The organism is Pseudomonas allii, from assembly GCF_055380095.1.
The window spans coordinates 5,344,658-5,356,982 of sequence record NZ_AP039450.1; the positions used below are offsets into that span (position 1 = coordinate 5,344,658).

Sequence of the window (12,325 nt, forward strand, 5' to 3'; positions counted from 1 at the left end):
TGTTACCTCTTGCGCAATACATACACTCGCCACATGGCGTAGAGCGGTATGAAGTCCAGGGATTCCTGAACACGAAAACCGGCTTCCTCAAATTCTGCTTCAACAGTAGCAGCCGGTAACACAAACCTGTTTTGGTAACCTTCCTGCTCACCTTTTACGCGACGTTGCTGTTCAAGACGCTTGCGTTTCCAGGCCTTGAAATTGCCGTCTACCCATAACGAAATAATCACGCTGTCACGGGTAACGCGTTGAAACTCCCGCAATAGCGCCATGCGATGCGCCGGGTCACCAATGTGGTGCAACAGGCGCATACAGAAAATGCTGTCGACCGCGTTATCTTGCAGATCAATATCAAAGGCAGATGTCTGCAAGGGCCGTACCCGTTTCACCACATCGGCGGGCTGGGCGGCCATCGCCACCTTCAACATGGACGCCGAATTGTCGGCACCGATGATCACGCGGTTGGGCTTTTCTGCCAGCAAGGGCCAGAAACGCCCCGCACCGCACGGCAAGTCCAGCACCAGGCCAGGCTCACCCGCCATCGCCAGCGCACCCCGGGCCAATTGCTCGTCGCGTTTGTGGGACAACCGGCGTGCCAGATTGTCCTGATGCTTGAGCAAATATTCCTGGGCGTGCTCGTCGTCGTACTTTTCAGAAAATTCGAGCTTGATCGGGTCAGACATCAACGGATCTCCAGTAACTGATGCCTACAACCTTAAGCACCGTACTGTGATCAACAGGTCAACCCGTTGTGAAAAACTTGTCCTGTCCAATCCCATACATTTCAAGACTTTACAGACACAAGCGATAGCATGGGGCCATCTTCGCCGAATTACCGGGATCTCTGGCAGGATAGCGGCAGGGGGTGGAGTCAGGCGTTGACCTGACTCAATTGCACATGAAAGCGGCAGCCGTTGGGCTCCATGGTGCTGAGGCTGACGCTCCAGCCCTGGTTCTCGCAGATACGCTGCACCAGTGACAGCCCCAGCCCCAGGCCCTCACCGCGCTTCTCGCTGCCGCGTACGAACGGCTCGAACATTGCCTCGCGCTTGTCCTCGGGGATACCGACACCGCTGTCCTCCACGATAAATCCGCTCGGCTCCAGGGTGAGTCGGATAAAACCCTGCTCGGTGTAGTGCAGGGCGTTGCGCAGCAGGTTGCCCATCACGGCATGCAGGAAGGTGGTGTTATAGCGTGTATCCAGCGGGTTGCCGGGTTGGTAGATCAGCTCCAGGCCTTTGTGCTCGATAGGCTCGCGCCAGATGCCGAGCAGATCATCGGCCACCTGCGTCAGGCTGACCTGGGGCGACATCGCCGCGTCGTTGTGCTGGGCACGGGCCAGCATCAGGAAGGTCTGCACCAGTTCGCGCATTTCTTCGCAGGCCCGCGCAATGCGCAAGACCTGGTTGCGCCCGCGCTGATCGATAGCCGGGTTTTCCAGCAACAACTCACAGGAACTGGCCAGTACCATCAAGGGTGTGCGCAGTTCATGGCTTACGTCGCTGGTGAACAGCTGTTCACGGGACAGCGCCTGGCGTAGCCGTCCCAGCGTGGCGTCGAACGCCACCGCCAACTCGCCCACTTCATCCGCCGCGTAATCCGGCGCCAAGGGCGGGGCCAGGCCGAGCAATTGGTCGCGGTGACGCACCTGGCGGGCCAGACGCACCACCGGCGCCATCACCTTGCGGGCCAGCACCCAACCCAGGAACACCGCCAGCGCCAGGCTGAGCACAAAGCCCACCAGCACCACGGCGAACAACACGCGCTCGCGTTCTTCGAAATCACTTTGATCCTGCAACAGCACGTAGCGCCGCCCATCGACCACTTCGACCATGGCGTGGTACGACAGCGCCTCGCGGAATACTTCATGGAAACCGGGCTCAAGGTGGCGCAGGTCCTTGGGCAACTCGAAGTCGCCGGGGCCGCCGCTGAAATAAAACAGCTGGTCCGGCTCCGGCCGGTGCCGCCAGTCCTCGACGGTGTCCATCAGCAGCAGGCGTTGCAAGTCGCCGCCCAAGCCCGCCGAGATCAACTTCTCTTCCACCAGGTGCACCGTCGCGACGATGCCCATGGCGAAGGCCCCCGCCACCAACGCACTCATCAAGGCAAAGGCGATGATGATCCGCTGTGCAAGGCTTTGCTTAAACTCCATCACGACCCTCGGCCAGGCGATAACCCACACCGTGCACCGTTTGCAGCAACGGCTTGGCGAACGGCTTATCGATCACTTGGCGCAATTGGTGAACGTGGCTGCGCAGGCTGTCGCTGTCGGGGCAATCGTCGCCCCACAGGGCTTCTTCGAGAATTTCGCGGCGCAGCACGTGCGGGCTCTTCTGCATCAGCACCGCCAGCAGTTTCAGGCCGACCGGGTTGAGCTTGAGCAGGCGCCCTTCGCGGGTGACCTCCAGGGTATCGAGGTCGTAGCTCAGGTCACCGACCTGCAGGGCACGGCGACCGCCGCCCTGGGCACGGCGCAGCACGGCTTCGATGCGGGCGGCCAATTCCGACAGGGCAAACGGCTTGAGCAGGTAATCATCAGCGCCGGACTTGAAACCCTGCAGCCGGTCATCCAGTTGGTCGCGGGCGGTGAGCATGATCACCGGCGTGTCGCGGCGGGCATCTTCACGCAGGCGCTTGCACAGGGTGTAGCCATCGATGCCGGGCAGCATGATGTCGAGCACGATCAGGTCGTAATGCTCGGTGGCGGCCAGGTGCAGGCCCGACAAACCGTCCTGCGCACAGTCCACGGTGTAGCCCTTGAGCCCCAGGTAATCGGCCAGGTTGGCCAGAATATCGCGGTTGTCTTCAACCAATAGAATTCGCATGGGCAGTGTCTCCGTACGCGGTAACGGCCGTGTTGGCTCGCGCAGCTTAAGGCCAAGTGTGGCTCAGGGATAGACCCGCAAGGGCCGTCGATAAAGGTTTTCAACCGATATTTTAGTTGAACGAGATTTTCACTATAGCTTCACAAACTGACTACAGTGTCAGGGCGAAGATCGCGCCCATCGATATAAGGAAGTTGGACATGGGGTTTCTCAAAACAGCGCCTATGCGCTATTTGCTGTTGGTCACCGGTGCCTGGCTGGTTGTGTTCCTGCTCACGCGCAGCGTGTTGCTCATTACTCACCTGGATGAAGTCGGTGGCAACCTGCTGCCGGTGTTTGGCGTGGGCCTGCTGTACGACCTCGGCTTCCTGGCCTACGCGGCACTGCCACTGGGGCTGTATCTGCTGCTATGTCCACCCGCCCTCTGGCGCCGTCGCGGTCACCGCTGGTTCCTGCAGGCGGTACTGACCGTCAGCCTGTTCGCCATGCTGTTCACCTCGGTCGCCGAATGGTTGTTCTGGGATGAATTCGGCGTGCGCTTCAACTTTATCGCCGTCGATTATCTGGTGTACTCCGATGAGGTGTTGAACAACCTGCTGGAGTCCTACCCGATCGGCAAGTTGCTCAGCCTGCTGGCAATGCTCGCCATTGTGTTGAGCCTGGCCCTGCGCAAACCGTTCAACGCCGCGATGAATGCACCGCTGCCGGCAATGCGGGGTCGCTTGGTCAACGCCCTGGGTCTTTTGGTCGTTGCCGGCCTCAGCCTGCAACTGATCAGTCAGGACAGCCCGCGCGCCCAAGGCGGCAACGCCTACAAGAACGAGCTGGCAAGCAATGGCCCGTATCAGTTTTTCGCCGCGTTCCGGAACAACGAACTGGACTACACCCAGTTCTACAAAAGCCTGCCCGCGGATGTCGTCGCCAAACAGTTGCGCGCCGAACTGAGTGAGCCCAACGCACGCTTTATCGACAAGGACCCGTTGGATATCCGCCGCGCCATCGACAACCCCGGCACGCCGCGCACACCCAATATCGTGCTGGTGACCATCGAAAGCTTCAGCGCCAAATACATGGGCAGCAACGGCGACGAGCGCAACCTCACGCCCAACCTGGATGCGCTGCGCAAGCAAAGCCTGTATTTCAATAACTTCTATGCCACCGGCACCCGCACGGATAGAGGCCTGGAGGCCATCACCCTGGCGATCCCACCGACACCGGGGCGTTCGATCGTCAAGCGCATCGGCCGCGAAAGTGGCTTCGCCAGCCTGGGCCAGCAGCTCACCGCCATCGGCTACGACAGTGTGTTCGTCTACGGCGGACGCGGCTACTTTGACAACATGAATGCCTTCTTCAGCGGCAACGGCTATCGGGTCGTCGACCAGAGCAGCGTGCCCGAATCGGAAATCTCATTCAAAAACGCCTGGGGCATGGCCGACGAAGACCTCTACAAACAAACCCTGAAGCTGGCCGATGCCGACTACGCAAAACAGCAGCCGTTCCTGCTGCAACTGATGACCACCTCCAACCATCGCCCCTACACCTACCCGGATGGGCGCATCGATATCAAATCCGGTAACGGCCGCGACGGCGCGGTGAAGTACACCGACCATGCCATCGGCGAATTCCTGGAGGCGGCACGCCAGAAGCCGTGGTTCGATAACACGATCTTCGTGTTCGTCGCCGACCACACGGCCGGCAGCGCCGGCAAGGAAGACCTGCCCATCAGCAACTACCAGATTCCGCTGTTCATCTACGCCCCCAAGCTGATCGACGCCCGGGAAACCGCGCAACTGGCCAGCCAGATCGACCTGGCGCCCACCTTGCTCGGTCTGCTCAACCTGAGCTACGAGTCGACCTTCTTCGGTCGTAACCTGCTGCAAGACAACCCGCTGCCACCCCGCGTGGTGGTCGGCAACTACCAGCACCTGGGCTTGTTTGACGGCAAAGACCTGGCGATCCTCAGTCCGCGCCAGGGCTTGCGTCGCCACGATCAGGCCCTGGGTGAGAGCCAGGAGCTGCGGGTGGGCAATGATGACCCGCTGATCCTGCGCGCCATCACCTACTACCAAGCCGCCAGCTATGGCTTCAAACAGCAGTTGCTGGGCTGGAAAGCGCCGAAGGTCGCAGAACCCGCCGTCAGCGCCCGCTGATCGCCACGCGTGGCCCTTGCCTCCTGCGGGGCAAGGGCGTAACACTTGCGCCCATTCTCCGGCGACGACGCCCTTTCATGTCCGACACCCTGCTGCTGATCGAAGATGACCGCCCACTGGCCGCCCTGACGGCGGAATTCCTGCGCGCCGAAGGTTTCAGCGTGGCGGTTGAGCACCGTGGCGACCGTGCCGCCCAGCGCATTATTGACGAAAAACCGGCGCTGTTGATCCTGGATGTGATGCTGCCGGGCATGGACGGCTTTACCCTGTGCCGACAGATCCGCGAGCAGTACCTCGGCCTGATCCTGATGATGACGGCACTCGACGAAAACGCCGAGCAACTGACAGGGTTCAACGTTGGTGCGGACGACTACGTGGTCAAGCCGGTCGACCCGCTGTTGTTGCTGGCGCGTATCCGCTCGCTGCTGCGTCGCCATCCCCAGGCGCCCCGAGCGTATTACCAGTGGGGCACGTTTCGATTGGACCTCAACTGCCGTTTGGCCTGGCTTGACGAGATGACCTTGCAATTCTCGGTGGCCGAGTTCGAGTTGCTTGCGATCTTCGCCCGCCACTGCGGTGTGTTGCTGACCCGGGAAAAACTCCTGCAAAGCCTGCGCGGCCTGGAGTACGACGGGCTCAATCGCTCGGTAGACATGCGTGTGTCGCGCCTGCGCAAAAAACTGATGAGCCTGGGGTGCCCGGTGACGATCCAGACCATCACGGCCCAGGGCTACCTGTTTGTCGAAACACCGCAAGAGGCCCGGCATGTTCTCTAGAGTGCGACCCTGGATGGCGATTCTCGCAGGCACTGGCTGGGGCGCGTTGACCCTGTATTTGCTGTGGCTGTGCACCAATGCCTCGGTATTTGTCGGCGAATACAGCTTTTTGCGCTTGATGGCCGGGCCAGGCTACCTGGTGGCGGAGCAGCTCAAGGGCTTGCCGGCAGACCAGCGTGAAGCGCGGATGGAGGTACTGCGCGCGCGCTTCCAGTACCCGGTCCGCCTCGTCACCCTGGGTGAGGTCGAACTGCCGCCCGAAGCGCTGATCATGCTGCAACACCAGCAACCGGCGCAGAGCAGCGACGAAGACATCACCTACTTCCCGCTCGACGACAAAACGCTGATCCAATTCGGCCCGATGTGGGGAACCGCCGAGGTCAAGGACCTGCTGCAATTCCCGGTGTATGGGATCACCGCGTGCGTGGCCGCCCTACCGCTGGTGCTGTGGATGTGGTTCGGTCTGCGTGCACGCCGCCAGCGTAGCGCCGACCTGCAAGCCCTTGATGCCTGCCTGGGCACCCTGGCCCGCACGCCCAACGCGATGCTGCCGGCCATGGGCAAGGAATGGGCGCCCGTGCTGCAGACCTTGCAGCAACATGCCCAAGACATCACCGCCATGAGCGAACGCCACCGGGAGGTTTCCCAGGCCGTCTCCCATGAGTTGCGCACACCGTTGGCCCGCATGCGCTTCGCCTTGACCCTGCTGGGCAAAAGCGACGATCCCGCCACCCGCACGCGCTTGCAGGAACGCCTGCAAACCGATGTGGAAGAGCTTGAAGCCCTGGTGCGCGCCAGCCTGGCCTTTGCCCGCATGGCCGGCGCGCCCACGGACCTGCAGCATGAGCCCATCCCTATCCGTGACTGGCTGCATCAGGAGTTTGCCTTGCTCGACGGGCATCAGCGGCGCCTGAGCCTGGACACCGAGCCGGCGGACCTGCAACTGATCGGCGACCGCGCCTTGTTGCATCTGATCGTGCGCAACCTGTTGAGCAACGCCATCACCTACGCCCGCGACCAAGTGAGCGTCAGTGCTGCCCAGCAGGATGACCAACACCTGGTGCTGCATGTGGACGACGACGGCCCCGGCATACTCGCCGAAAACCGCGAAAAGATTTTCGAACCGTTTGTGCGACTGGCCATGGGCGGCGATGAGCCCGGCGGCTTCGGCCTCGGGCTGGCACTGGCCAGACGCGCCAGCCAATGGCATCGCGGTGAGTTGTCGGTGGCGCGTAGCCCGTTGGGCGGGGCACGCCTGACCCTGATCCTGCCACTGCGCCCGCAGTAACCTTCGTGTTACAGCCTGTGACAGTGGACCGCTGGCATTCTCCGTAATCTCCCCACCTGATCCAGGGTTGCCCCTGAGCCCTGGGCCCCGTCCTCTGGACCCGGTTGGAGAGCCCGTTCATGCGTCCCTCAAAACAGCATTTACCCACGTTGATGCTATCGCTGTGTATCGTCGCCTGCTCGCTGCTGGCCAGCCAAGCGGCTGCCGTGAGCCGCGCAGCGCCTGACTTCACTGGTTCGATCAAGTCGCCCGGCTACGACGCCCACACCCTTAAACTGCTGGGCGAGGTGACCATGTCCAGCCGCTGGCGGCGGCCCATACCCAGGCCACGCACTAAAGCCGCGACTCTGTCTGCCCAAGGCCCGCTCGGCCACACGTCTGCACCGTGGTCCGCTGCACGTGTGCCCTCGGCGCTTGCCAGAGGGATGACCTTCAAGAAGTTGTTGCGACGAGGCGGCATGGGCTGAACGCTCAACCGAGCATAAAAAAACCCCGCCTGCATCACTGCAGGCGGGGTTTTTTATGAGCCGGGTAAGGCTGGCTTACATCATGCCGCCCATGCCACCCATGCCGCCCATGTCTGGCATACCGCCGCCAGCTGCGCCTTCAGGCTTAGGCTTGTCGGCAATTGCAGCTTCGGTAGTCAGGATCAGACCGCCGATGGAAGCTGCAGCTTGCAGCGCAGAACGAGTCACCTTGGTAGGGTCCAGGATGCCCATTTCGATCATGTCGCCGTAGACGCCAGTCGCAGCGTTGTAACCGTAGTTACCTTTGCCGTTCTTGACTTCATTGACCACAACGCTTGGCTCGTCGCCGGAGTTGGCAGCGATCTGGCGCAGTGGCGCTTCAACAGCGCGACGCAGCACAGCGATGCCGACGTTCTGGTCAGCGTTGTCGCCGGTCAGGTTGGTCAGGGCTTCCAGAGCACGGATCAGCGCAACGCCACCGCCAGGTACCACGCCTTCTTCAACGGCTGCACGGGTTGCATGCAGGGCGTCTTCAACGCGGGCCTTCTTCTCTTTCATTTCAACTTCGGAACCGGCGCCAACCTTGATCACTGCAACGCCGCCAGACAGCTTGGCCAGACGCTCTTGCAGTTTTTCACGGTCGTAGTCCGAGGACGTTTCGGCAACCTGGGCACGGATCTGAGTAATACGCGCCTGGATGTCCTGCTCAACGCCAGCACCGTCAACGATGATGGTGTTTTCCTTGGAGATGGTCACGCGCTTGGCGCTACCCAGGTTTTCCAGGGTGGCGCTTTCCAGGCTCAGGCCGATTTCTTCGGAGATAACGGTACCGCCGGTCAGAACGGCGATGTCCTGCAGCATGGCCTTGCGACGGTCGCCGAAGCCAGGAGCCTTGACGGCTGCGACTTTAACGATGCCACGCATGTTGTTCACAACCAGCGTCGCCAGGGCTTCGCCTTCAACGTCTTCGGAAACGATCAGCAGTGGGCGGCCGGCTTTGGCAACGGCTTCCAGCACTGGCAGCATTTCGCGGATGTTCGAGATCTTTTTGTCGACCAGCAGGATCAGCGGGCTGTCCAGCTCGGCAACCATGGTTTCCGGCTTGTTCACGAAGTACGGGGACAGGTAGCCACGGTCGAACTGCATGCCTTCTACAACCGACAGTTCGTTTTCCAGGCCAGTGCCTTCTTCAACGGTGATCACGCCTTCTTTACCGACTTTTTCCATGGCTTCGGCAATGATGTCGCCGATGGAGCTGTCGGAGTTGGCGGAGATGGTGCCTACCTGAGCGATAGCCTTGGTGTCGGCGCATGGCTTGGACAGGTTTTTCAACTCAGCGACGATGGCGATGGTCGCCTTGTCGATGCCGCGCTTGAGGTCCATAGGGTTCATGCCGGCAGCGACGGCTTTGTAGCCTTCGTTGACGATCGCCTGGGCCAGAACGGTAGCGGTGGTGGTGCCGTCGCCTGCGTCATCGTTGGCACGGGAGGCAACGTCTTTGACCAGCTGCGCGCCCATGTTTTCGAAACGGTCTTCCAGTTCGATTTCTTTAGCGACGGAAACGCCGTCCTTGGTGATGGTCGGAGCGCCGAAGCTCTTCTCGATGATCACGTTACGGCCTTTCGGGCCCAGGGTCGCTTTTACTGCGTCAGCCAGGATGTTGACACCGGTGAGCATTTTCTTGCGGGCGGAATCGCCGAATTTAACTTCTTTAGCAGCCATGATCGATATTCCTTAAATACTTTGGAGTAACGGGAAAATGAGCGGGGAAATCAGTCTTCCAGAACAGCGAGAATCTCGTTCTCAGCCATAACCAGCAGGTCTTCGCCGTCGACTTTCACTGTGTTGCTGCCGGAGTAAGGGCCGAAAACAACCTTGTCACCCACTTTCACGGCCAGCGCGCGTACATCACCGTTCTCCAGGGTCTTGCCTGGGCCCGCAGCGACGATCACACCGTGGTTGGCTTTTTCAGCAGCCGAACCTGGCAGAACGATACCGCCAGCGGTTTTCTTTTCTTCTTCGCTGCGACGGATTACGACGCGGTCGTGCAGAGGACGAAGCTTCATTGTCGATCTCTCCTAATTGTGTTTTTCATCGGCCGGTATCAATTCCGGCGGGTTAAATTCCGGCGGTGCCGGTCGCGGTTCGCGGGGCGAAACGCGGAAGTCTGTCCAGTGTCACCACCAGAAACCTTGCGGTGACCGTTACATAAGGGCGCATATGCTTATTACAAGGGGCCGGGGATGAAAATTTTTGTGTCTGCCTGCGGTTAAACGCAGCACGGCACCCGAAGGTGCCGTGCCAATGAAGCGGTTATTTGCTGTCGCGGTGTTCGAACTCGCCTTCGATCACATCCCCTTCACGCCCCAGCGGCTGGCGCGGAGCCGGGCCGCCACGGGGTTGCAGGTCGTCGGCGAAAGCTCGCTGGCGAATCGCCGCATCTTCGGCGCGCTGGCGCATCTTGCCGGCCAGCAGCTTGCGGGTGAACGGCAGCAACATCACCAGGCCCACCACATCGCTGATGAAGCCCGGCAGGATCAACAGGCCACCGGCCAGGGCCATCATCAGGCCTTCAAGCATGGTCTGTGCGGGCAGCTCGCCACGGTTCAGGCTTTCACGGGCACGTAGCGCCGTGGCCAGGCCGGCGACGCGCAGCACCAGAACGCCAAGCATCGAGCCGAGAATGATCAGCAACAGGGCCGGGAAAAACCCGATCGCACTGCTGACTTGAACGAATACGAACAGCTCCAACACCGGGAACAGCAGAAAGAGCAATAAAAAAGGGCGCATCAAATGGTTCCTCAACGCAAGAATGCCTTGCCAGTCCACCTTAGATGACGTCGCCGTTTCGTGAATTCAAGCGTCAGCGCTGGCTTTTTTCGGCCAGGCCTCGGCGTGGGCCAATGAAACCAGGGCTTCGCGTACTTGTGTCGGCGTGTTGCAAGGCTCCGCAAACGGCAACCAATATAAGGATTGGCCGATACGCAAGTGCATGCCTTCGCTGTCGATACCGGCCAATTGTGCCGGCTCGGAGGTCGGCAAACCGCTGAGGTCGACGTAATGGGCAATGGCCTTGGTGTGATCGCTGTTCATGTGCTCGATCATGCTGCGCTCGGCCTTGCCGGCGAACGGGTTGGCCAGGGTCAACTGGTCGACCCAGTGAATCGCGCCAAAACCGCCGATGTAGCGATGGCGTACGGGCCTGAGTACCCAGAAGTCGAAGTCGTGGGCCTTGTGGTAGTTGGCAGAATCCGGGAAGTAGCGGTAGTAGCGCTCGGCCGCCGCCTCGATGGCGTCGCCCTCCTCCAGTTTTTCCGCTTCGGCCAGGTAGGTCAGGCGCCCGACGGCCTGCACGTCATCGGCCTCACGCTCCCCCACCAGCAACGAGCACTTGGGGTCTTTCTGCAGGTTGTGGGTGTGTTGCGCGATGCGGCTGATCAGGATCAACGGGCGACCCTGTTCGTCGAGGCAGTAAGGCACGACCGAGCCGAAGGGAAAGCCAGGCATGGCTTTGGACAAAGTGGAGAGAGCCCCACGGTATTCCTTGAGCAACAGCTCTCGGGCGTTCTTGGCAACCTGTGCGCTCAACGTATGACTCCTCGGGTATTCAGCCGCCCATGGCCTATGGGAATGGATCTCAACGCAAGGTAATCATATCCGCAAAGGTTGCCAAGCAGGTTTTCTGCGCCCGTGTTACCAGGCCACGCCGAAGCCTGCGGTGTAGCGGGTCTTGCTCAGGCTGCTGTCGGAGTCGCCACTGATCACGTCGCGCTCAGCCTTGAGGTTGAGGGAGGCCCACTCGGTGACTTTATAGCGCAGGCCCATTTCCGCATCCAGCGAGTACTCAGCAGGACCGTCGATAGGCTTGCCCACCTCACCATTGGTGAAGAATTCGACGGTCTTGCCCACCAGGTAGCGGTTGTAGTTCCACTTCATGGCCAGGGAATAGAAGTTGTCCTTGCCGCCGTCGGCGTATTCATAGTCGGTGCGGTTGACCAGCGAGCCCAGGGAGAACGCCCCCAGTTCATCGTCCCAGAACTGGTAGCCGGGGCCAGTGCCGACGGTGCGCTGGCGCGACAGGTCTTCAACCTTGTCGCGCTTGTAGGTCAAGCGGCCCTGCCAGAACCAATGCTCAGTGAGGAAACGGTCCAGGTCATATTCCAGCGCCCAGTTGTCGGTGGTGGTGACATCGTCCTGGAATTCCCGGTTGTACTCGCCCTGGCCGGTGTGGCGCCATTGGCCATGGCGGGCGGTGGTCTTGAAGTCGATATCGTAGTCGTTGGTGTCTTTGTCGGCGCGCTTGTAGTCCAGCGCCATGTCCACATTGCCTTTCCACACCAGGTCTTCGATCACCGGCTTGGGCTTGATGATCTGCTGGATGCTCGCCAACTCCACCGTCTTGGGCGCTTCACCGTTGGCCAGCACCACCTTGCCATCATCCGCTGCCTTCAGGGACTTGGCCTTCTCGCCGGTGTAGGCGTCCTGTTTGACCAATAATTCCTGGTCGCTCTCCAGTGTTTTCACCTGCTTCCAGTCCACGGGGATGGCGCCGGCGTAGTCGGTCTGGATCAGCAATTTGCCGCCATCGAAGACTTTGATCTTGCCGGTCAGGCGGTCACCGTTCTTCAACCAGACGGTGTCGGCCAGCAAGGGCGTGGAGGCGCTGAAAACAGCAAGGCACAGCAGGGTTCTGGACAACATAAGCGGGTATGGGGCTCAAGGTTGGCGAAAAGGAGGCATTATCGTGTTAGATAGCTAGGACTGACTCAAGTATCGGGGTCTAGTTCAATGCTCATCACCATGTTTACAGACGTTTCTT

General features: G+C 60.6%; 12 protein-coding genes. 4 read left to right on the plus strand and 8 right to left on the minus strand.

The annotated features are described in order from the left end of the window. Window positions 1-2: 2 nt before the first annotated feature. The 3 genes from ACZ445_RS24470 to colR form a co-directional block, all read right to left on the minus strand. Complete coding sequence (locus ACZ445_RS24470; protein WP_058426799.1) at window positions 3-683, minus strand: class I SAM-dependent methyltransferase; 681 nt, start codon at window positions 681-683, stop codon at window positions 3-5. A gap of 188 nt (window positions 684-871) precedes the next feature. After that, the gene (locus ACZ445_RS24475) at window positions 872-2,152 is read right to left on the minus strand and encodes a sensor histidine kinase (protein ID WP_179028699.1); all 1,281 of its coding nucleotides are present in this window, start codon (window positions 2,150-2,152) and stop codon (window positions 872-874) included. Then, window positions 2,142-2,825, minus strand: a complete 684-nt coding sequence (gene colR, locus ACZ445_RS24480) for a two-component system response regulator ColR (protein WP_003175870.1) — start codon at window positions 2,823-2,825, stop codon at window positions 2,142-2,144. Before colR ends, ACZ445_RS24475 begins: the two co-directional genes overlap by 11 nt. Before the next feature lie 200 nt (window positions 2,826-3,025). Here colR and ACZ445_RS24485 point away from each other — a divergent pair, with 200 nt between their 5' ends. The 4 genes from ACZ445_RS24485 (at window position 3,026) to ACZ445_RS24500 (ending at window position 7,506) form a co-directional block, all read left to right on the plus strand. Then, window positions 3,026-4,975 (plus strand): LTA synthase family protein, encoded by a 1,950-nt coding sequence (locus ACZ445_RS24485; RefSeq protein ID WP_179028698.1) that lies wholly within the window; start codon window positions 3,026-3,028, stop codon window positions 4,973-4,975. Window positions 4,976-5,052: 77 nt separating this feature from the next. Beyond that, on the plus strand, window positions 5,053-5,751 hold the full coding sequence (locus tag ACZ445_RS24490) for a response regulator (protein ID WP_179028697.1): 699 nt from the start codon (window positions 5,053-5,055) through the stop codon (window positions 5,749-5,751). Further along, a complete protein-coding gene (locus ACZ445_RS24495; protein ID WP_179028696.1) occupies window positions 5,741-7,039 on the plus strand; it encodes a sensor histidine kinase in 1,299 nt (432 codons plus the stop codon). The genes ACZ445_RS24490 and ACZ445_RS24495 overlap by 11 nt, the downstream gene beginning before the upstream one ends. A gap of 119 nt (window positions 7,040-7,158) precedes the next feature. Then, window positions 7,159-7,506, plus strand: coding sequence for a hypothetical protein (locus ACZ445_RS24500; protein ID WP_179028695.1), 348 nt, complete (start codon window positions 7,159-7,161; stop codon window positions 7,504-7,506). A gap of 75 nt (window positions 7,507-7,581) precedes the next feature. Here ACZ445_RS24500 and groL read toward each other — a convergent pair whose 3' ends face one another. The 5 genes from groL to ACZ445_RS24525 form a co-directional block, all read right to left on the minus strand. Further along, the gene (gene groL, locus ACZ445_RS24505) at window positions 7,582-9,228 is read right to left on the minus strand and encodes a chaperonin GroEL (RefSeq protein WP_179028694.1); all 1,647 of its coding nucleotides are present in this window, start codon (window positions 9,226-9,228) and stop codon (window positions 7,582-7,584) included. Between the two features lie 50 nt (window positions 9,229-9,278). After that, on the minus strand, window positions 9,279-9,572 hold the full coding sequence (locus ACZ445_RS24510; RefSeq protein WP_003193940.1) for a co-chaperone GroES: 294 nt from the start codon (window positions 9,570-9,572) through the stop codon (window positions 9,279-9,281). Between the two features lie 247 nt (window positions 9,573-9,819). Continuing rightward, the gene (locus ACZ445_RS24515) at window positions 9,820-10,296 is read right to left on the minus strand and encodes an FxsA family protein (protein ID WP_179028693.1); all 477 of its coding nucleotides are present in this window, start codon (window positions 10,294-10,296) and stop codon (window positions 9,820-9,822) included. A 66-nt stretch (window positions 10,297-10,362) separates the two neighbouring features. Continuing rightward, a complete protein-coding gene (locus ACZ445_RS24520) occupies window positions 10,363-11,094 on the minus strand; it encodes a HugZ family pyridoxamine 5'-phosphate oxidase (RefSeq protein ID WP_464707672.1) in 732 nt (243 codons plus the stop codon). 105 nt (window positions 11,095-11,199) lie between these two features. Further along, the gene (locus ACZ445_RS24525; RefSeq protein WP_464707673.1) at window positions 11,200-12,207 is read right to left on the minus strand and encodes a DUF481 domain-containing protein; all 1,008 of its coding nucleotides are present in this window, start codon (window positions 12,205-12,207) and stop codon (window positions 11,200-11,202) included. Window positions 12,208-12,325 lie beyond the last annotated feature (118 nt).